General features: G+C 69.4%; 30 protein-coding genes and 1 tRNA gene. 28 read left to right on the top strand and 3 right to left on the bottom strand.

Annotation, left to right across the window (positions count from 1 at the left end):
- Genes ACXJJV_RS03345 through ACXJJV_RS03315 form a run of 7 tightly spaced genes read left to right on the top strand, consistent with a single transcriptional unit; the run spans position 1 to position 3,060 of the window.
- Positions 1-528, top strand: a complete 528-nt coding sequence (locus tag ACXJJV_RS03345; protein ID WP_456466858.1) for an inorganic diphosphatase — start codon at positions 1-3, stop codon at positions 526-528.
- A 7-nt stretch (positions 529-535) separates the two neighbouring features.
- Positions 536-1,087 carry a DNA-directed RNA polymerase gene (locus tag ACXJJV_RS03340; RefSeq protein WP_456466757.1) on the top strand — a complete coding sequence of 184 codons (552 nt, stop codon included), beginning with the start codon at positions 536-538 and terminating at the stop codon, positions 1,085-1,087.
- A gap of 4 nt (positions 1,088-1,091) precedes the next feature.
- On the top strand, positions 1,092-1,286 hold the full coding sequence (gene spt4, locus ACXJJV_RS03335; RefSeq protein ID WP_456466756.1) for a transcription elongation factor subunit Spt4: 195 nt from the start codon (positions 1,092-1,094) through the stop codon (positions 1,284-1,286).
- A gap of 5 nt (positions 1,287-1,291) precedes the next feature.
- Positions 1,292-1,825 (top strand): GTP-dependent dephospho-CoA kinase family protein, encoded by a 534-nt coding sequence (locus ACXJJV_RS03330; protein ID WP_456466755.1) that lies wholly within the window; start codon positions 1,292-1,294, stop codon positions 1,823-1,825.
- Positions 1,807-2,163 carry a 30S ribosomal protein S24e gene (locus ACXJJV_RS03325; protein ID WP_456466754.1) on the top strand — a complete coding sequence of 119 codons (357 nt, stop codon included), beginning with the start codon at positions 1,807-1,809 and terminating at the stop codon, positions 2,161-2,163. The genes ACXJJV_RS03330 and ACXJJV_RS03325 overlap by 19 nt, the downstream gene beginning before the upstream one ends.
- Before the next feature lie 21 nt (positions 2,164-2,184).
- Positions 2,185-2,367, top strand: coding sequence for a 30S ribosomal protein S27ae (locus ACXJJV_RS03320; RefSeq protein WP_456466857.1), 183 nt, complete (start codon positions 2,185-2,187; stop codon positions 2,365-2,367).
- A 24-nt stretch (positions 2,368-2,391) separates the two neighbouring features.
- Positions 2,392-3,060, top strand: a complete 669-nt coding sequence (locus ACXJJV_RS03315; protein WP_456466753.1) for a Kae1-associated kinase Bud32 — start codon at positions 2,392-2,394, stop codon at positions 3,058-3,060.
- Here the strand turns inward: ACXJJV_RS03315 and ACXJJV_RS03310 are convergent.
- Positions 3,051-3,917, bottom strand: coding sequence for a hypothetical protein (locus ACXJJV_RS03310; protein WP_456466752.1), 867 nt, complete (start codon positions 3,915-3,917; stop codon positions 3,051-3,053). The genes ACXJJV_RS03315 and ACXJJV_RS03310 overlap by 10 nt on opposite strands.
- Positions 3,918-3,948: 31 nt before the next feature.
- Here ACXJJV_RS03310 and kae1 point away from each other — a divergent pair, with 31 nt between their 5' ends.
- The 7 genes from kae1 to ACXJJV_RS03275 are packed head-to-tail and all read left to right on the top strand — an operon-like array spanning position 3,949 to position 10,644.
- Positions 3,949-4,968 carry a KEOPS complex N(6)-L-threonylcarbamoyladenine synthase Kae1 gene (kae1, locus tag ACXJJV_RS03305; RefSeq protein WP_456466751.1) on the top strand — a complete coding sequence of 340 codons (1,020 nt, stop codon included), beginning with the start codon at positions 3,949-3,951 and terminating at the stop codon, positions 4,966-4,968.
- Between the two features lie 2 nt (positions 4,969-4,970).
- The gene (gene cas6, locus ACXJJV_RS03300; protein ID WP_456466856.1) at positions 4,971-5,825 is read left to right on the top strand and encodes a CRISPR system precrRNA processing endoribonuclease RAMP protein Cas6; all 855 of its coding nucleotides are present in this window, start codon (positions 4,971-4,973) and stop codon (positions 5,823-5,825) included.
- A gap of 5 nt (positions 5,826-5,830) precedes the next feature.
- Positions 5,831-7,414, top strand: a complete 1,584-nt coding sequence (locus tag ACXJJV_RS03295) for a serine--tRNA ligase (RefSeq protein WP_456466750.1) — start codon at positions 5,831-5,833, stop codon at positions 7,412-7,414.
- Between the two features lie 51 nt (positions 7,415-7,465).
- Positions 7,466-8,101 (top strand): 30S ribosomal protein S3ae, encoded by a 636-nt coding sequence (locus ACXJJV_RS03290; protein ID WP_456466749.1) that lies wholly within the window; start codon positions 7,466-7,468, stop codon positions 8,099-8,101.
- Positions 8,102-8,140: 39 nt separating this feature from the next.
- The gene (locus tag ACXJJV_RS03285) at positions 8,141-9,187 is read left to right on the top strand and encodes an SPOUT family RNA methylase (RefSeq protein ID WP_456466748.1); all 1,047 of its coding nucleotides are present in this window, start codon (positions 8,141-8,143) and stop codon (positions 9,185-9,187) included.
- Positions 9,184-9,951 (top strand): BtpA/SgcQ family protein, encoded by a 768-nt coding sequence (locus ACXJJV_RS03280; protein WP_456466747.1) that lies wholly within the window; start codon positions 9,184-9,186, stop codon positions 9,949-9,951. The genes ACXJJV_RS03285 and ACXJJV_RS03280 overlap by 4 nt, the downstream gene beginning before the upstream one ends.
- 21 nt (positions 9,952-9,972) lie before the next feature.
- A complete protein-coding gene (locus ACXJJV_RS03275) occupies positions 9,973-10,644 on the top strand; it encodes a nucleotidyltransferase domain-containing protein (RefSeq protein ID WP_456466855.1) in 672 nt (223 codons plus the stop codon).
- Position 10,645: 1 nt separating this feature from the next.
- Here ACXJJV_RS03275 and ACXJJV_RS03270 read toward each other — a convergent pair whose 3' ends face one another.
- Both ACXJJV_RS03270 and ACXJJV_RS03265 read right to left on the bottom strand, forming a co-directional pair.
- Positions 10,646-11,176 carry a UbiX family flavin prenyltransferase gene (locus ACXJJV_RS03270; protein ID WP_456466854.1) on the bottom strand — a complete coding sequence of 177 codons (531 nt, stop codon included), beginning with the start codon at positions 11,174-11,176 and terminating at the stop codon, positions 10,646-10,648.
- Positions 11,177-11,262: 86 nt separating this feature from the next.
- Entirely contained in the window at positions 11,263-11,892 is a 630-nt protein-coding gene (locus ACXJJV_RS03265; RefSeq protein WP_456466746.1) for a PrsW family glutamic-type intramembrane protease, read from the bottom strand.
- Positions 11,893-12,018: 126 nt separating this feature from the next.
- Between ACXJJV_RS03265 and ACXJJV_RS03260 the strand changes: the two genes are divergently transcribed.
- From ACXJJV_RS03260 to ACXJJV_RS03195, 14 genes are all read left to right on the top strand, one after another.
- Positions 12,019-12,294, top strand: a complete 276-nt coding sequence (locus ACXJJV_RS03260; protein WP_456466745.1) for a DUF749 family protein — start codon at positions 12,019-12,021, stop codon at positions 12,292-12,294.
- 26 nt (positions 12,295-12,320) lie between these two features.
- The gene (locus ACXJJV_RS03255; RefSeq protein ID WP_456466744.1) at positions 12,321-12,863 is read left to right on the top strand and encodes a DUF2096 family protein; all 543 of its coding nucleotides are present in this window, start codon (positions 12,321-12,323) and stop codon (positions 12,861-12,863) included.
- A gap of 34 nt (positions 12,864-12,897) precedes the next feature.
- Positions 12,898-13,518 carry a metallophosphoesterase gene (locus ACXJJV_RS03250; protein ID WP_456466743.1) on the top strand — a complete coding sequence of 207 codons (621 nt, stop codon included), beginning with the start codon at positions 12,898-12,900 and terminating at the stop codon, positions 13,516-13,518.
- Positions 13,515-14,114, top strand: coding sequence for an HD domain-containing protein (locus ACXJJV_RS03245; RefSeq protein ID WP_456466742.1), 600 nt, complete (start codon positions 13,515-13,517; stop codon positions 14,112-14,114). Before ACXJJV_RS03250 ends, ACXJJV_RS03245 begins: the two co-directional genes overlap by 4 nt.
- Positions 14,115-14,207: 93 nt before the next feature.
- Positions 14,208-14,666 (top strand): 30S ribosomal protein S13, encoded by a 459-nt coding sequence (locus tag ACXJJV_RS03240; protein ID WP_456466741.1) that lies wholly within the window; start codon positions 14,208-14,210, stop codon positions 14,664-14,666.
- Positions 14,667-14,688: 22 nt separating this feature from the next.
- The gene (locus ACXJJV_RS03235) at positions 14,689-15,252 is read left to right on the top strand and encodes a 30S ribosomal protein S4 (RefSeq protein ID WP_456466740.1); all 564 of its coding nucleotides are present in this window, start codon (positions 14,689-14,691) and stop codon (positions 15,250-15,252) included.
- A 22-nt stretch (positions 15,253-15,274) separates the two neighbouring features.
- A complete protein-coding gene (locus tag ACXJJV_RS03230; RefSeq protein ID WP_456466739.1) occupies positions 15,275-15,697 on the top strand; it encodes a 30S ribosomal protein S11 in 423 nt (140 codons plus the stop codon).
- Between the two features lie 5 nt (positions 15,698-15,702).
- Positions 15,703-16,524, top strand: coding sequence for a DNA-directed RNA polymerase subunit D (locus ACXJJV_RS03225; protein WP_456466738.1), 822 nt, complete (start codon positions 15,703-15,705; stop codon positions 16,522-16,524).
- Positions 16,521-16,904 (top strand): 50S ribosomal protein L18e, encoded by a 384-nt coding sequence (locus ACXJJV_RS03220; RefSeq protein WP_456466737.1) that lies wholly within the window; start codon positions 16,521-16,523, stop codon positions 16,902-16,904. Before ACXJJV_RS03225 ends, ACXJJV_RS03220 begins: the two co-directional genes overlap by 4 nt.
- 12 nt (positions 16,905-16,916) lie before the next feature.
- Entirely contained in the window at positions 16,917-17,402 is a 486-nt protein-coding gene (locus tag ACXJJV_RS03215; RefSeq protein ID WP_456466736.1) for a 50S ribosomal protein L13, read from the top strand.
- Positions 17,399-17,803 (top strand): 30S ribosomal protein S9, encoded by a 405-nt coding sequence (locus ACXJJV_RS03210; RefSeq protein ID WP_456466735.1) that lies wholly within the window; start codon positions 17,399-17,401, stop codon positions 17,801-17,803. The genes ACXJJV_RS03215 and ACXJJV_RS03210 overlap by 4 nt, the downstream gene beginning before the upstream one ends.
- 12 nt (positions 17,804-17,815) lie before the next feature.
- Positions 17,816-18,034 (top strand): DNA-directed RNA polymerase subunit N, encoded by a 219-nt coding sequence (locus ACXJJV_RS03205; RefSeq protein ID WP_456466734.1) that lies wholly within the window; start codon positions 17,816-17,818, stop codon positions 18,032-18,034.
- Between the two features lie 37 nt (positions 18,035-18,071).
- Positions 18,072-18,164: transfer RNA gene (locus ACXJJV_RS03200), tRNA-Pro, on the top strand.
- Positions 18,165-18,289: 125 nt separating this feature from the next.
- Positions 18,290-19,648 carry a hypothetical protein gene (locus tag ACXJJV_RS03195; protein WP_456466733.1) on the top strand — a complete coding sequence of 453 codons (1,359 nt, stop codon included), beginning with the start codon at positions 18,290-18,292 and terminating at the stop codon, positions 19,646-19,648.
- The last annotated feature ends 173 nt before the right edge of the window (positions 19,649-19,821 follow it).

Below are 19,821 nucleotides of genomic sequence, written 5' to 3'. Positions count from 1 at the left end.
ATCAACCTGTGGAAGGACCTGGAACCGGGCCCCAACCCGCCGGACGTCGTGTACGCGGTGATCGAGATCCCGCGCGGGTCCCGGAACAAGTACGAGTACGTTGAGGAGGAGGGCTACTTCAAGCTCGACCGCGTCCTGTACTCCCCGTTCCACTACCCGCTCGACTACGGCTTCATCCCGCGGACCCTGTACGACGACGGCGACCCGCTCGACATCCTCGTGATCATGCAGGACCCCACCTTCCCCGGATGCGTGATCGAGGCCCGGCCCATCGGTCTCATGCGGATGCTCGACAAGGGCGAGCAGGACGACAAGGTCCTCGCCGTTCCGACCGAGGACCCGCGCTTCCGGGACGTGAAGGACCTCGACGACGTGCCCAAGCACCTGCTGGACGAGATCGCCCACATGTTCTCCGAGTACAAGACCCTGGAGGGCAAGGAGACCGAGGTCCAGGGCTGGGAGGGTGCCGACGCGGCGAAGGAGGCCATCGTCCACGCGATGGAGCTGTACGAGGAGGAGCACGGGTGAACCGCCCTTGTACGAGTACGTCGAGCTCGAGACCACGGTCCGCATCCCGCCCTCCCACTTCACCTCCGACGTGGAGGAGGCCGTGCTCAAGGCCCTGGAGAACGACGTGGAGGGCCGGCTGTTCAAGGAGGACGACTCCGGCGAGCCCATCGGGTTCGTCGTGCTCGTGGACGAGGTCCTGGACATCGAGGACGAGGGCGTGTTCCCCGGCGACGGCGCCGCCTACCACCGCGTCCGCTTCCGCGCCCTCGTCTTCCGCCCCGAGGAGCGCGAGGTGACCGTCGGCGAGGTCACCCGGGTGAAAGAGTACGGGGCCTTCGTCCGGCTCGGGCCCCTGGACGGGCTCCTCCACGTGTCCCAGATCCTGGACGAGTACATGTACTACGACGGCGCCCGAGAGGCGCTCGTGGGCGAGGAGACGGGGCGCGAGCTCAAGAAGGGCGACGTCATCAAGGTCATGATCATCGGCGTCAGCCTGAACGAGGAGCGCCCGCGCGACTCCAAGATCGCGCTGACCGTGAAGAAGCCCGGGCTTGGCAAGCCCGAGTGGTGGGAGTAGGACGATGAGCAAGCTCAAGGCCTGCCTCCGGTGCGGCTACCTGGTCGACGAGGACACCGAGATCTGTCCCGCGTGCCACGGAGACGAGTTCACCGAGGACTGGAAGGGGCTCGCCATCGTCCTCGACACCGACTCCAAGACCGCGAAGAAGCTGGACGCCAAGATCCCGGGCAAGTACGCCCTACGCCTCGAGGAGTGACGCCCGTGAGACCCCTCGTTCTCCCCCGGGAGCTGCGACCCGAGCTCCGCAGGCCCTGGGGGCCCGTCTACCCCTCCCCCTCCGAATCAACGTACCGGAAACTCAAATCCCGCGCCGAGCTCCTGATCACCGTGGGCGACGTGACCACCCGCTCCTTCCTCCGGGCGGGCGCCCGACCCAACGTCGCGGTCGTGGACGGCAAGGTCATGAGGACCGTGCCCGCCCGCAGCGCCGACCGGTTCCCCATCACCCTGGAGGCCCGCAACCCACCCGGCACCATCACCCCTCAAGCCTGGGACGCCCTCGAACGGGCCCTGGACCACGCCCTGCACGGGGACCCCGCCCTGCTCCGGATCGTCGGCGAGGAGGACCTGCTCGCCCTCCCGGCGCTGGCCCTCGCTCCCGAAAACTCGATAGTCTGCTACGGGCTGCCGGGCGAGGGCATGGTCGCCGTCCCCGTGACCCCGCGAGCGCGATCCCGGGCGCTCCGCCTGCTCAGAAGGTTCCGGGGGTCCGAGGCGTGGAGATCGAGATTGTAGAGGAGCGAGACAACCCCCTCCTGTTCCGGAAGGAGGTCCACTTCGTGGTCCGCCACGAGGACGGCGGCACCCCGCGGCGCTCCGAGGTCCTCAGGAAGCTCGCGGCGATGCTGGACGTGGACAAGGAGGTCGTCCTGATCCACCGGATGGAGTCGGAGTTCGGCAAGCGGGAGACCCGAGGGTACGCGAAGGTCTACCGCAGCTACGAGGACCTGGAGGACATCGAGCCCGACCACCTCATCGAGAGGCATAAAAGGACCCTGGAGGAGCTGGAGGAGTCCGAGGAGGAGGGCGAGGAGGAAGGGTCCGAGGAGAAGGAGGAGGAACAGGAGGAGTAGGGTTAGGGGGTGGATCGGAGCGTGGGCATCCCGCGCCGAGCCCGGCTGTACGAGGTCAAGGACGGGAAGGTCGAGCGGAAGAACCCCTTCTGCCCCCGGTGCGGACCCGGCGTCTTCATGGCGGACCACGGCAACCGGTACGCGTGCGGCAAGTGCGGCTACACCGAGTTTAAGAAGCAGCCGGAGTCCAAGAAAAAGAAGTGAACGACGCCACCCAGGGAGGGCCCGTTGAAACCCCCACGGGACCTCATCCCGAGCGAGCTACGCCCCCTGCTGGACCGGGGCGAGATCCTCGCGCTGGGCGCCGAGTCCCTGCTGATTAAGCACGACTGGCTGGGCCTCCCCGCCGTCTACAAGATCCGCCTCCCCAAATCCTACCGCCACCCGCGGCTGGACGAGCGGCTCCGACGCGCGCGCACGCGCCGCGAGGCCCGCGCCCTAACGCGCCTGCCCGAATGGGGCGTCCCCACCCCCGCCCTGTACGAGGTCGACCTGGAGCGCTGCCTGATCGTGATGGAACACCTGCCCGGCGAGACCCTCCGCGAACTGACCGAACGGGACTTCCGCCCGCGCCTGTTCGAGGAGCTGGGCCGACTGGTCGGCCGCATGCACGAGCGTGGGTTCGTGCACTACGACCTCACCACGTCCAACGTCCTGATCGTCGACGGACAACCGCACGTCATCGACCTGGGCCTCAGCGAGGACACCACCGACCCCGAGGACCACGCGATCGACCTGCGCGTGTTCGAGCGCTGCCTGGAAAGCACGCACCCGGACGTGAGGGAGGAGGCGTGGGAGGCGTTCCTCCGCGGGTACCGGGAGGAGCGCGGTGAGGGGGCCACCGACACGGTACTGGAGCGGCTGGAGGACGTGAAGGGCCGCGTCCGCTACGTCTGACCCCGGGCCTTGACCACCCCCTCCCGGACCTCGATCTCCCCCTCCTCCTCCAGCTTCTTGAGCGCGATGTAGGTCACGTCGTACGGCACCCCGAACTGCGCGAACAGGAACTCGTACACCTCGTCCTCCGGCACCTTCTCCCGGTTCTGCAGCCAGACCAGCAGGGCCCCCAGCACCTCCGACAGCCGCTCCGGCACGTGCAGGAACTCCCCGTCGTCCGTCACCTCCACCTCCTCGCTCGCGGTCACCGCGAGGAGGACCTCGGACAGACCCTCACCCGAGTACCCCTCCCACCGCAGGCGCAGCACCAGGTCCCTCCAGTCCAGGCTGACCTCGCGCTTCACGATCCGCACCACGTCCCCCACGCTCACCTCCCGCTTACCCGTCAGCAGCCGCTCCGCCGGCTCCACCTCCGGCCACTCCGGCACGGTCCCCAGCTCGACCTCGAAGAGCAGCTCGGTGGCGGACCGCCACCGCACCCGCGTCGGATCCTCCACGAGCTCCAGGGGCAGCGCCTCCCACTCCGAGACGGTCACCCCGAGCCCGTAGTGCTCGCAGAACGACACGACGGAGAGCAGCTCCCCATCCGGCTCGCCCGGCAGCACGATCAGGGCCGGCACCCCGAGCGCCTCCGCGTCCCTGGCCACCTCCGCCAGCCCCTCCTCCCACTCACCCAGCGGCGAGAACCGAGCCAGGTCCTCCCGCCCTCCGACGCACAGGACCGCGAGCGCGCCCTCCTCGTCGTACGCGATGAAGTCGAGCCGGTGCTCCTCCCCGACCGGCTCGACGTGATAGCCCAGCTCCTCAAAAACCCGCGCGCAGTCGCGCCGGAACAGGGACGCCTTAAAACCGCCCATGCGCACTCCCCGCCGGGGGCCGGCTCCGGGCATGGTGGAGATCTGTATCGGTATAGAATCTACGGCTGAGAAGCTCGGCGTGGGCGTCGCGACCTCCGAGGGCGAGATCCTCGCGAACGAGCGGGCCCAGTACACCCCGCCCCCCGGGTCCGGCATCCTGCCCCGGGAGGCCGCGGAGCACCACTCCCGGGAGCTCCCCGGGCTGCTGGAGCGGGCCCTGGACCGGGCCGGGATCGATCCCGAGGAGATCGACCTGGTCGCCTACTCCAAGGGCCCGGGACTGGGCCCCTGCCTCCGGGTCGGGGCCACCGCGGCCCGCACCCTCGCCCTGGCCCTGGAGGTGCCGCTGGCCCCCGTGAACCACTGCGTCGCCCACGTCGAGATCGGGCGCCTCACCGCCCGGAGGGAGGGGCTCGAGTTCGACAACCCCGTCACCCTCTACGTCTCCGGCGGTAACACGCAGGTCCTCGCCCTCAAGGCCGGACGGTACCGCGTTTTCGGCGAGACCCTGGACCTGCCCGTGGGCAACATGCTCGACACCTTCGCCCGCGAGGTCGGACTTCCCCACCCCGGGGGCCCCGAGATCGAGCGGCTCGCGAGAAAGGGCGACCCAATCGAGCTCCCGTACACCGTGCGCGGGACCGACGTCTCCTTCTCCGGCCTCCTAACCGCCGCCCTGCGCGCGCACGAGGAGGGCGCCCGGCTCGAGGACGTCTGCGCCGGGCTCCAGGAGACGGCGTTCTCCATGCTCGTCGAGGTGACCGAGCGCGCCGCCGCCCAGCTCGGCGCCGACGAGATCCTGCTTACGGGGGGCGTGGCCGCCAACCGGCGCCTCTCCGAGATGATCCACACCATGGCCGAGGAGCGCGGCGCCGAGGCCCACACGGTGCCCCCGGACCTCGCCGGCGACAACGGGGCCATGATCGCCTGGACGGGCCTCCTGCTGCACCGGCACGGCCACTCCATCCCGCCCGAGGAGATCCCGAAACGGGCCACGGTGAGGCAGCGGTACCGGGTGGACGAGGCCCCGGTGCCCTGGGGACGCGGGTGAGGATGAACCTCCGCTACAAGTGCCTCCGGGTCACCCTCGAGTGCGTGGAACCGGGCCCCCTGCCCGAGTTCAAGGGCTTCTCCGTGCGAGGGATGCTCCTGAGCCGGCTCCGGGAGGCGAACCCGGAGGCGATCGAGCGGTACCTCTACGGCGGCCCGGACGGCACCACGTTCCCCTCCGGGGTCACCCTGACCCCGCCGCTGGACCGGAGCGAGTTCGCGCGCGAGGGGGACCGGCTCCACTTTCACCTCCACCTGTTCGAGGACGCGGCGGAGGCGGACGCGGAGCTCGTGCTCCCCCTCGCCGAGCGGAGGCTAAGGCTCGGGGCCGCGCGGTTCCGGCTCGCCCGGGTCGAGGACGTCGGGTCCGGCGAGACCGTGTTCGACGGGGAGCGGTACCGGTTCGTGCCGCCCCGCCGCCTCAGCCCGCTGGAGCCCGAGGGCGACCTGATCGTCGTGTCCACGCTCACTCCGACCTACCTCGTGCACGAGGGTAGGGCGCGCGTGCCCCGGTTCCACATGATCGTTAGGAACGCGGCCCGCCGGCTCACGATGCTCCGCCGACGGTTCGGGGAGGAAGGGCTGACCCGGGAGGAGGCCCGGGAGCTGATCCGGTGGTCGGAGGGCGCGCGCACCGTGAGCATGAGCTACCGGCTGCGGACGCTCCGCCGCCGCTCCTCCCGGATCGGTCGGCAGGAGTTCCGGGCGGTGGTCGGGACGTTCGTGTACGAGCTGCCCCCGGACCCGCCGGCCCGCGCGGGCGAGGTTTTATCCTTCGCCGCGGCGTACGGGGTCGGCAAGATGAACACGGCCGGCCTGGGCCGGATCGCGCTCACGTGCCACCCGCCGGGCGGGTGAGGGCGATGCTGCTGGAGATGGAGGCGGAGGTAACGTTCACGCTCTCCCGCGAGGTGGACCCGGGCGAGATCGAGGGGACCGTGGAGGCGTTCGTGCGCGAGGCCAACGAGGACCTCCTCCGTCGGGGCGTGCCCGAGGGCGAGGAGGGCGGCGAGATCCTGGAGTGGGAGGTCTCCCCGGACGAGGTTCGGATGGTGATCCGCGGGACCCGGTACCTGCGCCCGCACGAGGCCGCCCTGCGGGTTCGGAAGCGGCTGGCGGAGACGCTGGGCCGGGAGCACCGGGTCGGGGTTCGGGGCCTGCGCGTGGAGCGGTACCGGGTTCGCATGGAGTTCGAGGGGGAGGTGCCGGAGGACCTGGGGTACGTCCCGGTGGCGGACGAGGTGCGCGTGGAGGGGAACGCGGTCGAGCTGGAGTTCCGGGATCTGAGCGAGGAGCTGCTGCGGAGGCACGTGGTGGATCGGGTGATCCGGCTCGTGCGGTGGGCGGTGGAGGAGGGTGGTCGGGAGCTGGCGGAGCGGGTGACGAAGCTGGAGCCGGGTACGGTGGTGGACGAGAGCGGGCCGGTGGAGGTGCGGTTTGAGGGGGACGTGACGGAGGAGGCCCTGAGGAGGGGGTGGGTCAAGGAGTTCCCCGGACGCGGTCAGTGGATTTACACGCCGCCGATGGCCGCGCTGCTGGAGGCGCTGCGGGACTTCTTCCTGGAGCGCGTGACGCGCCGGCTGGGCTTCGAGCCGGCCCTGTTCCCCAAGCTGATCCCGCTGGAGGTCATGTTCCGGATGCGCTACCTGCACGGGCTGCCGGACGGGATGTACTACGTCTGCCCGCCCAAGCGGGACCCCGAGCTGTTCGACGACTTCAAGCGGGAGCTCTACGTGTGGAACGAGCTGAACGAGGAGACGCTGTCCTCGCTGAGGGAGAAGCTCCGGGACCCGGGCTACGTGCTCGCGCCCGCCCAGTGCGAGCCCTTCTACGAGCTGCTCCGCGGGGAGGTGGTGGACGCCGACGAGCTGCCGATCAAGCTCTACGACTGCAGCGGTTGGACGTACCGGTGGGAGGGTGGGGCCGCGAAGGGGCTGGAGCGGGTGAACGAGTTCCAGCGGATCGAGCACGTGTGGATCGCGGAGCCGGAGGACGCCGAGAGGATCCGGGAGGAGCTGCTGGAGGCGACGAAGCGGGCGGCCGACGAGCTGGGGCTGGAGTGGCGGGTCGTGGTCTCGGACGATCCCTTCTACCTGGAGGGCCGGCTCCTGGAGGATCGGGACATCGAGCTGCCGGACGTGCCCACGTACGAGTTCGAGGTGTACCTCCCGTTCAAGGGGTCCCGCGACGAGGAGGACGCGTGGGTGTCGGTGGGCTCGTTCAACGTGCACGGGGAGCACTTCGTGGACGGGTTCGGGATCAAGGAGCGCTCGGGCCGGACCGTGTTCACGGGGTGCGCCGGGCTCGGGCTCACCCGCTGGACGGTCGGGCTCCTGGCGCAGCGGGGGTTCGATCCCGAGGATTGGCCGGAGCCGATCGTGCGGAGGATAGAGGAGCGGTTCGGCGGGCTCCCCGAGGTGCCGGAGACGGTGACGTGGCCGGGCTAGCTCCCGAGGCTTTTTTGAACGGCGGCGCCCGGCCGGCCGAGGGGTGTGAGGATGGTCCGGGACAAGTGGCGGCAGAAGAAGTGGTACACGATCCTGGCCCCGCAGATGTTCGACCGGGTGGAGGTCGGTGAGACGCCCGCGGACGACCCGAAGAAGGTCATCAACCGGGTCCTGGAGACCACCCTCGGCGACGTGCTCGATGACATCACCAAGCACCACATCAAGGTGTTCTTCCGCATCTACGACGTGGAGGGCACGACCGCCTACTCCAAGTTCGAGGGCCACCGACTCATGCGCGACTACGTGCGGAGCCTGGTGCGGCGCGGCACGAGCCGGATCGACGGCGTGATCGACGTCGTCACCAAGGACGGGTACCGCGTCCGCGTGGCCGGCCTGGCCTTCACGACCCGCCGGGCGAAGACCTCCCAGCAGCGCGCCATCCGCAAGGAGATGTTCCGCGTGATCGAGGAGAACGCCAAGGAGTGCAACTTCGACGAGTTCATCAAGCGGTGCCTGGGGATCAGCGAGGAGCAGAGCATCCCCGAGCAGATCAAGGAGGCCGCCTGGAAGATCTACCCCATCCGGCAGGCCGAGATCCGGAAGACCGAGGTCCTGGAGGAACCCTCCGGCCTCGCCCCGCACGAGGCCGTCGGGGACCGGGCCGACCCCGAGCTGGCCAGCTACTGACCCCCGCCCCGGCACCCAACCCTCCCGGGCGCGGGCCGAATGCGCTTCCTCGTGAAGACCCAGCGCGAGCTGGAGAACGTCGCCGCCAGCCGGATCGAGGAGGAGGCGGGCGACGTCGAGACGGAGACCCGACCCCACGGCTACCTCGGCCTCGTCCTGGTGCGGGGCGACGTCTCCAAGGAGGACCTCGAGCGGATCCCCGAGGTCGAGCGCGCCATCCCGATCGAGCGCGAGTGCCGGGCCGACCCGGACGAGATCGCCGAGGTGGCCGCCGAGCTCGCCCGGGACCGCATCTCCGAGGACGAGACCTTCGCGGTCCGCACCATCCGACGCGGGGACCACGACTTCACCAGCCTGGACGTCAACGAGCGCGCCGGGGACGCCGTCCGACGGGCCACCGGGGCGAGCGTGGACCTGGACGACCCGGACAGGCTCGTCTGGGTGGAGATCATCTCAGAAACGGCTTACGTTTCCATCCTCCCCGGCGAGGAAGAGTGGAAAAAGCTGCCCCCCTGGAAGCCCGAGGCCGACCCCATCCTGGCCAAGACCGTCCTCGCCCAGATCCCCTACCTGGGGGACCCCAAGGCCGCCTACTCCATGGGCGAGCGCCTCGGCCGGGCCGTCCAGGGGTTCGAACTCAAGGCCTACGTCGTCACCCCCCACGAGCCCGTCAACGCGGTCGAACTCTTCCACTTCCTCCGAGGCCTACGGGACGGCGTGCGGTCCCGGATGGAGGTGCAGCGCGAGTCCTACGGCCGGGAGTTCCGGCGCACCGAGCTGCTGCTCTACGATCTTTACCAACTCGTCCGCCTGAAGCGGGACGCCCTGCTCATCGGCACGGACCCCAAGGGCGAGCCCTACACCCACGTGCGAGAGGACCTGGGCGAGGAGCTCGCCGAGCGGGACGAGGTGGTCGTCCTGGCCGGATCCCGGAAGGGACTCCCCCGCGGCGTCCTCCGCGCCTGCGACTACGTGCTCGACCTCTGCCCGGGCGTGACCTTCGCCACCGAGCACGTGGTACCCTCCGTCGTGACCGCGCTCGTGGACGCGTTCCTCGAGGCCACCCGGGGCGGCGGGGACCGATGATCATCGGCGTGGTGCACCTGCCCCCGATGCCCGGATCCCCCCGGGCGCGCGACATCGAGGAGGTCGTTGAGCGGGCCGTCCGGGACGCCTCCCGGCTGGAGGAGGGCGGCGTCGACGCCGTGCTCGTGGAGAACTACGGGGACGCCCCGTACCACCCGGACGACGTGCCGAAGGTCACCGTGGCCTGCATGACCCGGGCGGTCGCGGAGGTGATCGAGAGCGTGAGCGTGCCGGTGGGCGTCAACGTGCTCCGCAACGACGCGCTGGCGGCGCTCAGCGTCTGCGCGGCGACCGGCGCCTCATTCATCCGCGTCAACGCCTACGTCGAGGCGGTGGCGACGGACCAAGGGATCCTACGACCGGTGGCGCACGAGGTGCAGCGAGAGCGGGAGCGCCTGGGCCTGGACGTGGAGGTGTACGCGGACGTTAAGGTCAAGCACGGCCGACCCCTGGACGACCGGCCCATCGAGGACGTGGCCCGGGACGCCGTCGAGCGCGGGCTGGCGGACGCGGTGATCGTGACGGGGAGCGCCACGGGCGCCGCCCCGGACCCGGAGGAGGTGGAGCGGGTGGCCCGAGTCGTGGACCGGGTGCTGGTGGGGAGCGGGGTCACGCCGGACAACGTGGGGGAGTTCCTGAAGCGCGGCGCCTCCGGCCTCATCGTCGGAACTTACTTTAAACGGGATGGGGTAACCGAGAACCCGGTCGACGTGGACCGCGTCCGGGAGCTGGTTAGCGCCGCCTCGAGGGTCGAGGGGCGCTAAAGGGGCAGGCCCCTCACGTTGGTGGAGAAGCGTCTGAACCGCCGGGAGCTGGAGTGGGTGCGGAAGAAGGTCGCCCGAGAGGCCGCCCGACTCCTTTACGAGGGCGTGGTGGATGAGTACATCGACGCGAAGAAGCTGGCCGCGCGGCGGCTGGGAGTCGACATCCTCCCCTCCAACCGGGAGGTGGCGATCGAGCTCGACCGGATCGGTGATGAGCTGGAGGGCGAGCGCAAGCTCGAGCGCCTGAAGTGGCTCCGCGAGGAGGCGCTCAAGGTCATGGAGGCCCTGGAGGACCTCGACCCGCGGCTCATCGGCAGCGTCTGGCGGGGGAACATCAAGCGGGAGAGCGACATCGACATCACCGTGCTCGGCACCACGGACCCCGAGGAGGTGATCGAGCGCCTCAAGGAGGCGGGCATCGAGATCCTGGACGTGGACGAGGTTATCATCACCGAGCGCGGCGGGAAACCCCTGAACATCCCCGAGCACTACGTCAACATCAAGGTCCGCACGCCGGGCGGGGCAAAGGCGGAGATCAACGTGACCGTGAGCAGCCCGGAGCTCGAGCGCAAGGGCAGGGTCACCCCGGGACGCTGCGACTTCTTCGGGGACCGGATGAAGGGGTTGACGGTCGAGGAGCTGCGCAGGCTCCTGAAAGAGGACCCGTACCGGAAGTTCATCCCCACCGAATGAGTCAGTCCGCGTACCGAACGAGGTCCACCTCCAGCCCCAACGCGTCGAGCACCTTCTGCACCACGTAGTCCACTAGATCCATCACGTCCTCGGGCCGGTGGTAGAACGCCGGGCACGCGGGCAGGATCGTCGCGCCCTCACGCGCCAACTCCAGCGCCGCCCGAAGCGCAGAGGCCGGCCACGGGGTCTCCCGCACCACCAGCACCAGCCGGCGCCCCTCTTTCAGCGCCACGATCGCCGCCCGCTTCACCAGGTCCGATCCGATCCCCGCCGAGACGCTCGCCAGCGTGGTCAGCGAGCAGGGGCACACCACGTACCCGTCCACCCGGTAGGTTCCGCTCGCGGGCGGGGCGGAGAGGTCCTCCGGATCGTAGCGCCGCACCCCCTTCGGGAGGCGCTCCCCCTCCCGCCTCATCACCCGCTCCGCCGCCCGCGTCACGCACGCCTCCACCTCCACCCCCTCCTCCAACAGCACCTCGGCCAACCGCCTCGCGTAGACCTGACCGCTCGCTCCCGTAACCCCTATGAACACGCGCAAGCCCGGCCTCCCCGGCGGCGAGGATGAGGAGTGATGGGCGGACCGAGGCCCGCGATGACGAGTCCTTTAAGTGCCGACCGTCACCTCGCGTGCACCGCCTTGTACCTCAGGTACAGGATCGAGAAGTTGAACGCCGCGTGGATCAGCACGGCCGAAACGTACCCCGACAGCGCGCCCACCCACCTGCTTCCCACCACCCTCCACACCAGCCCGTACAGGAAGGCGAAGGAGGACGTCGCCAGCACGTGCACCGGGAGCGACACGAAGGTCCGGGTCACCCCGACCACGATCGGGGCCAGCGGCCCCAACTTCAGGCTCCACACCGCGTAGAAGAAGTTCTCGATCGTACCGAACACGAGCGCCGTCGTCGCCCCCAGCACGAGGGGTCCCGACACGCCCCGACCGCTCTCTCGCACCGCCTCCACCATGAACCGGGCCGCGTTGCCCAGGAGCGAGTCCTCGCCCCTCCGGATCGCGGGCCGCAGGAGTGCCCCCAGCACCCTCGCGACGAGCCCCGGGAGGACCAGGAAGCTCATCCCTTTGGACAGCTCCTCGATCACCGGTGCCACGACCGCGATCGAGACGGACTTCGGCAGCCCTCCAGCCGCCGAGCCGACCGCGACCTCCCCGAACAGCGCCAGCAGCACCGAGATGGGTCCGTACGCCGTCCCCAGCACCGCCGCCGCCAGCAGCGACAGCGGCCAGGCCACGCCGCGCTCCCCCCGGATGTGGAGAGGGCCTGGATCCTGATCGCTCCCCGGATGATGACAACGGCCGTCGCCGAACCGAGCCCGACTTAAGCGCTCGGCGTCCGGGCCCGACGGGGCCACCGTCCCGTGTTCGTGGCCAAGTACCTCGGACGCTCGCGCTACTCTGAGCTGAGCGATGACCTGAAGGACTTCGCCCGGCTCAAGGCCGCCCTGGCCGACGTCGACCTGGACCGGGACCCCTACCTCCTCCTGTTCAACGTGGAGGGGACCTCCAGCTACTACGTCATCTTCGAGGAGGAGGTGGACTCCCCGGAGGACGTGGAGCGGCTGCTGAAGAAGGACCTGGGGGCCCGACTATCACGGGACTCGCGGGAGAGGATCGCGAGGGAGCTGAGCCGCTGAAGGCCCAGTGGGTCGCCCTCCACGAGGTGGTCAGCGAGCTGCGGTCCCGCGGCGTCGACGTCCCGACCGAGGTGATCGAGAACCTGAAGATCGCCCGGGTGATCATTCACCATCACGAGTTCGACCCCCACACCGGGCCCAAGACCCTGGCCAAGGCGCACAAGTACCTGGACCGGGCCCAGCGCCGCCTGGCCGAGCTCTGCCGGGAGCACGAGGACCTGCTGGAGCGGCTCACCTCGTGGACCGAGCGCGTTGACGAGCTGGCCGCCCGGTTCCGGGAGGAGGCGGCCCGGTCCCGGTTCATCCCCACGCCCCACCGGCCCGTGCCGAGGGCCGGGGACGGGTTCGCCCGGGTTGAGCTCCCGGAGCCGGTGGAGGTGGAGCGGCTGCAGGACGTGTGCGAGGAGTCGGGTGCCATCATCACGTACGCGGACGAGTGGACCAGGATCGAGGTGTTCGGGGACCGGGAGGCCGTCAAGCGGGCGCTGCGGTCGATCCGGCACCTTCCGGAGTCCTGGAGGAGGCTGCTGGAGCGCCGGGACGCGCCTGACAAAACCAATAAGTCCTGACCGACCGCCCACGGCCGCCCGGGGTGGTGATCGCGTGATCGGGATCGCGACCGCGGACTTTCACGGGGACGTGGAGAAGGCCGAAAAGGTCGCCGAGAAGGCCGCGGACGAGGACGCGGACGTGATCTTCGTTGCGGGCGACGTCTCGGACTTCAACCTGGACGACCCCGCGCACGTGGCCGAGGAGATCGTCGACGTCCTGGAGGAGCACGGTCAGGAGATCATGGCCGTGCCCGGGAACTGCGACACGCACGAGGTCGTCCGCGTGCTGGACACCCGGGGCGTGTCCGTTCACCTCAAGCGCAAGCGCCTCGGGGACTACGACGTGGTGGGGATGGGCGGCTCCAACCCGACACCGTTCGACACGCCGCTGGAGTTCGAGGAGCGGGTCCTGGAGTCCCGGCTCCGGGAGCTGATGGACCGGGCCAGCGAGCCGATCATCCTCCTGACCCACGCCCCGCCGAAGGACACGAAGGTGGACCGGGTCGAGTCCGGTGAGCACGTGGGCAGCGAGGCGGTCCGGAGGATCGTGGAGGAGTACCGGCCGGAGCTGCACATCTGCGCCCACATCCACGAGGCGGCGGGCGAGGACGAGCTCGGCGACACCCGGATCGTGAACCCGGGTCCCGGCGGGGCGGTGGTCCTGGAGCTGTGAGCTCGTTCCCCTGGGAGAGGGACCTGGCCGCGTTCGTCCGTCGCCGGCTCCGGGGCCCCGACGTGCCGCCGTCCCACGGGTACGATCACGTCCGCCGCGTCGTCTCCCTCTGCGAGTTCATCGGGCGGCGCGAGGGGGCGGACCTGGAGGTCCTTCTCGCCGCCGCCTGGCTGCACGACGTGGGCCGGCCGGAGGAGGAGCGCACGGGCCGCGACCACGCGCGCGTCAGCGCCCGGATCGCCGCTCGGGTGCTGCCCTCCCTGGGCTTCCCTAGGGACAAGCTGGACGACGTCGTGCACGCCATCGAGGCGCACCGGTACTCCACGGGCCCGGAGCCGAGGACCCTGGAGGCCAGGATCCTGCAGGACGCGGACAACCTGGACGCGATGGGCGCGGTGGGCATCGCCCGGTGCTTCTGCGTCGTGGGCGAGCGCGGCACCAGCCTCGAAGACGGCATCCGACACTTCCACGAGAAGCTGCTGAGGCTGCCCCGGCTCATGCACACGGAGACGGCCCGCAGGTTGGCCCGGGCCCGCGCCCGGCGCCTGCTCGCGTTCCTGGACTGGTTCCGGGACGAGACGGAGATGAGGAGTTAGGGGTCGGCCGAGCCCTCGATGAGGAGGACGGGGTTTACCCGACCTCCGCGACTTTTTTAAGAGCACCGAATCCGGCGGCCGGGGGGCCCGGAGTTGGCGGAGGAGGACATCAAACCCATCGTTCGAATCGCGGACGTCGACCTGGACGGGCACAAGAAGGTCCCGTACGCGCTCACCGGTATCAAGGGCATCGGCATCCGGATGGCGTACGCGATCTGCCGGGAGCTGGGAATCGACGAGGACCGGCTCCTGGGCGAGCTGTCCGACGAGGAGATCCAGCGCATCGAGGAGGAGATCGAGAGGCTGTCCAAGGGCGAGTCCAACATCCCCTCCTGGATGTACAACCGGCGGAAGGACTACGAGACGGGCGAGGACAAGCACCTCGTCGGCGCCGAGCTGGAGATGACCGTCAAGCAGGACATCGACCGCCTGAAGAAGATCCGCGCCTACCGCGGGATCCGGCACGAGCTCGGCCTGCCCGTCCGCGGCCAGCGCACCAAGTCCTCCTTCCGCCGCGGCAAGACCGTGGGTGTGAAGAAGAAGCAGCGGTAGCCCCGGCCGGGGGTTCGGCCCCATGGGTGACCCCAAGAAGCCGAGGAAGAAGTACGAGACGCCCCGGCACCCGTGGGAGAAGGAGCGCCTGGAGTACGAGAAGAAGCTCATGCGCAAGTACGGGCTGCGCCGGAAGCGGGAGCTCTGGAAGCACCAGACGCAGCTCAAGCGGTGGCGCGACCGCGCCAAGCGGCTGATGGCCGCCACCGGACCGGAGGCCCAGCGGGAGCGCGAGGCCCTGTTCCGCAAGCTGTACGAGCTCGGCATCCTGGACAAGCCGCCCGAGGAGGCCACCCTGGACGACGTCCTGCGGCTCAGCGTCGAGGACGTCCTCGAGCGCCGGCTGCAGACGATCGTCTACCGCAAGGGCCTCGCCAAGACCCCCCTGCAGGCCCGGCAGCTCATCGTGCACCGGCACATCGCCATCGGCGACCGGATCGTGACCGTGCCCAGCTACCTCGTGACCCGAGAGGAGGAGGACCAGGTGCAGTACTCGCCGTACTCCCCGCTCCGGGACGAGGATCACCCGCTCCGGGCCCAGATCGAGGGCGAGGCGCCCGAGGAAACGGCCGAATCCTCCGAGTAGGTAGCGCCCCGGGGTGATCGCGATGGCGGAGGAGGGTGGCGAGAAGAAGGGCAAGAAAAAGAAGGAGCGCTGGGGAGTCGCGCACATCTACGCCTCGTTCAACAACACGATCATCACGATCACCGACCTGACCGGCGCCGAGACCTTCGCCCGCTGCTCCGGCGGCATGGTGGTGGACGCGGACCGTGAGGAGAGCTCACCCTACGCCGCGATGAAGGCGGCCCGCAGGGCCGCCGAGGAGGCCAAGGAGAAGGGCATCACCGCCGTCCACGTCAAGGTGCGCGCCCCCGGCGGTCACGGGCCTAAGACGCCGGGACCGGGCGCCCAGGCGGCGATCCGAGCCCTCGCGCGGGCCGGGCTGAAGATCGGTCGGATCGAGGACGTGACCCCGATCCCGCACGACGGCACCCGGCGGCCGGGCGGCAAGAGAGGACGCAGGGTCTGAGTCCCTTGCGCGTCCGCCTCTACGACTACGAGCGGCTGGACGTCGAGCGCGCCACCTTCATCGTCGAGGACACCAGCCCGGAGTTCGTCAACACCATCCGCCGCGCCCTCTACACCCTCGTTCCCACGCTGCGCATCGAGGAGGTCATCATCTACGAGAACGACACGCCGATGTACGACGAGATGCTCGCCCATCGCCTCGGCCTCATCCCGCTCAAGGTCGACGACATCGACCAGTTCGAGCTTCCCGACCTCTGCGACTGCGGCGGCAAGGGCTGCGAGAAGTGCCAGGTGCGCGCCGAGCTCGAGGTGGAGGGGCCCAAGAAGGTCTACGCCAAGGACCTCGAGTTCGACCACCCGGGCGTCGAGCCCGCCTTCCCCGACACGCTCATTACCGAGGTGGGTGAGGAGCAGCGGCTCCGACTCGAGGCCATCGCCGTCCCCGGCCTGGGCCTCGAGCACGCCAAGTGGAAGCCGGTCAGCGCGGTCGGGTACAAGGGCCTGCCCGAGCTGGAGATCGACGAGGAGCGGCTCAAGGAGGAGAAGATCACGTACGAGTGCCCCCAGGGCATCATCAAGGTGAAGGACGGCGAGATCGTGCACCTCGACGAGGACCGGCTCCCCGAGTGTCGTATGTACAAGGAGTACGAGCGCGCGACGAACGGCGCGATCAAGCTCCGGCTCCGGGACGACGCGTTCGTTTTCAACGTGGAGACGGACGGGTCCATGCCCCTTAAGGAGGTGTTCGAGCGCGCGTTCGACGCGCTCGAGCACAAGCTCAAGTCGCTGAGGGAGAACCTCGAGCGCGAGGTGGGTGAGGAGTCATGACCTGGGCGCCCACCGGGCCCACGAACATCGAACTGAGGAAGCTCATCCGCGACCTGAAGAAGGCCTCCCGGGAGCACAACGCCCCGATCTGGCGGGACGTGGCCGAACGCCTCTCCCGACCCCGACGCCAGCGGGCCGAGGTCAACGTGGGCAAGCTCGACGGACTGGCCCGCCGGGGCGTGATCCAGGAGAACGAGACCGTCCTCGTGCCGGGCAAGGTCCTCGGGGACGGCGTCCTCACCCAGCCCCTCCGCGTCGCGGCGTGGCGGTTCAGCCGGATGGCCCGGAAGAAGATCGAGGCGGCCGGCGGCGAGTGCCTGACCATCCGCGAGCTGATGGAGGAGAACCCGCGCGGCTCACACGTGCGGATCATCGAGTAGGGGGCCGGGACCGTGGAGTACGCGCACGCCAAGCCGGTCGACCCGGAGGAGTGGACGATCATCGACGCCGAGAACGCCATCCTCGGCCGCCTCGCGAGCGTCGTGGCCAAGCGGCTGCTCAAGGGCGAGCGGATCGCCGTGATCAACACCGAGAAGGCCATCATCACCGGGGACAAGCGTCGGATCAAGGAGGAGTGGCTGCAGAAGATCCAGCGCGGCGACCCGAAGAAGGGCCCGTTCTACCCGCGCCGGCCCGACCTCATCTTCCGGCGCGTCGTGCGCGGCATGCTCCCCTGGAAGACGTCCCGGGGCCGCAACGCCTTCCGCCGCCTGCGCGCCTACATCGGCACGCCCCGGTGGGTGGAGGAGGCCGACGTGGAGCCCGAGCGTGTGGCCGAGGCGGACATGAGCCGGCTGAGCCGCCTCTGGTACGTCACGCTCGAGGAGCTCTCCCGAGAGCTCGGATACCAACCCCCCGAGGGGGCGCTTGAGCGGTGACCCGGATCGTCCAGACCACCGGGAAGCGGAAGACCGCGATCGCCCGGGCCGTGATCCGAGAGGGCGAGGGCCGCGTTCGCGTCAACAACCGACCCGTGAACATCATCGAGCCGGAGATGGCCCGGATGAAGATCATGGAACCGCTGATCATCGCCGGAGAGGACGTCGTCAGCCAGGTGGACATCGACGTGAAGGTCCAGGGCGGCGGGTGGATGAGCCAGGCCGAGGCCGCCCGGATCGCGATCGCCCGCGGACTCGTGGAGTGGACGGGGGACCCCGACCTCCGGGACGCCTACCTGGCCTACGACCGGCACATGCTGAAGGGCGACCCGAGGCGCAAGGAGCCGAAGAAGTTCGGCGGCCGCGGCGCCCGAGCCCGGCGCCAGAAGAGCTACCGCTAGGGGCCCCTCCCCATGATCATCCCGATCCGGTGCTTCACCTGCGGGCGGCCGATCGCCCACCTGTGGGAGAAGTACGTCGAGCTGGTCGAGGAGGAGGGCAAGAGCCCCAAGGAAGCCCTGGACGAGCTGGGGATCCACAGGTACTGCTGCCGCCGGATGTTCCTGTCGCACGTGGACCTGCTCAAGGAGTCCCTCCCGTACACGCCCCCGCGCCTCGGCCTGTCCCGTTAAGGTTATTAACATCCTGGGCCGGCCCGGGCACGGCGTCGGGGCCGTGGGGTAGCCTGGTCTATCCTCCGCGGCTGGGGAGCGGCCGCCCAGAGGCCGCGGGACCCCGGTTCAAATCCGGGCGGCCCCACCACACCGGGAATCGTTACGAAACTCGTAACGTTCCCCGGGATCACTGCACCCCCTCCGTGCACGCATGTCGCGAAGAAAGTAGTAACGTCACCCAAACCCTCACCCGCCGGGGGGGTGACCCACGGCGTGAGGACCCTCGCCCCCACCCTGCTGGGACTCCTCCTGGCGCTCTCCGGCGCCGCCTCGGCGGGCCAGTACTTCCAGGTACCGGAAACCGTGGTCGTGCACCTGTCCGGCGCGCCGTACCAGCCCACCTACGTGAAGTTCACCGACAAGGGCAAGGAGACCGTCCAGAACCTCCTGAAGTCCATCAAGGTGACCGTGGACGGGAAGGAGGTGCAGCTGAGCGTCCAGGCCGAGAAGGTGAAGGAGGTCAAGGTGGACAAGCTCAAGAACGAGGAGTACGTGGCCGGCGCCCTGGGTTACGAGGTGCCCGACCGGTACTTCGTTGGGTACCTGCAGTTCAAGGACAACAAGTACGTGGTGAAGTACGATGAGCACCAGACCCCGGTGCGGAAGTCGGCCCCCGGCTTCGGTGAGTTCAACGCGGTCGCGGCCGACGTGCTGGGCCAGTACGACGAGAACAAGGGACTCCCGTTCATCGCCCCGTCGGTGGATCCCAAGGAGCACGTCGAGGAGGTGATGCTGTGCCTGCCGATCGAGGCCGACGTCACGCTGAGGCCGGCCGTGCTGCAGATGGACTGGTACGTCTACCTGAACGAGGCCGAGCTGGGCAAGGTGTACCTCAAGTACGCCAAGGTGCACGCGCACGAGGACGGTGACCGCGTCCACCTCGTGTACGCGCCCTCGAAGGTGGACGTCGCGCTCGTGCTGAAGGACGTCATGCCCAAGGCCGATGAGGTGATTGACACGATCGTCGACCCGTACTTCGAGGAGGCCAAGAAGGTCGAGGAGGCGAAGCTGACCGAGCTGCTGGAGCCGGTGAAGGAGAACATCGGAGGCTACCTGGGTGAGCTCGTCGCCGACCGGATCCTGAAACCGTTCCTGCGGGGGTTCATCGACAAGCTCGTCCTGGGCCGCGTGGAGGCGGAGATCAAGGGCCTGCTCCGGGACCCGGTCGAGCAGGCGCTCAACGAGCTGGCAGGCCTCTACCTGTCGATGTACACCTCGCAGTACCCGGAGACGACGGACGTGAGCGCCCTGGAGGCCCGGAAGCGGGCCCGACAGTCGTCCCTGTTCGAGCCGATGGTGGAGGCGGAGGAGTCGGTGATCCAGAGCAACGTTAAGGCGGTGCTGGACCGAGTCAAGGACGTCGTGGAGCAGGCGACTCAGGACTACGTTGACGACATTGCCAGCCTGGTGGGCACCTCCGAGGAGGACGTGAAGGAGACGATCAACCGGCTCACCGTCGGCGTGCTGGAGAACGTCATCGACAGCCTGTGGGACTACGTGGAGTGGCTGATCAAGCTGGTGACGCTGAACGCGCTGGCGTCGATGGCCGCCTCGGGCCTCCTGGTGGTCTAAACGCCCCCGCCCCTCCCCCAATCCCGTATCGTTACGGTTCTCGTAACGATCGGCCGGCAGTATTTTAACCCACCCCGCCGGTCCGGGCCCGGCGCCTCGGCCTGTGACCGGTGAGGACCGGGTTCCGATGATCCGGGGCTCCGGGCCCCCGGTACAGCCCGACGGCGGCGTCG

The organism is Methanopyrus sp. (assembly GCF_053997775.1).
The sequence above is the reverse complement of the archived record's forward strand: the minus strand, read 5'-3'. Positions and strand labels throughout refer to the sequence as shown.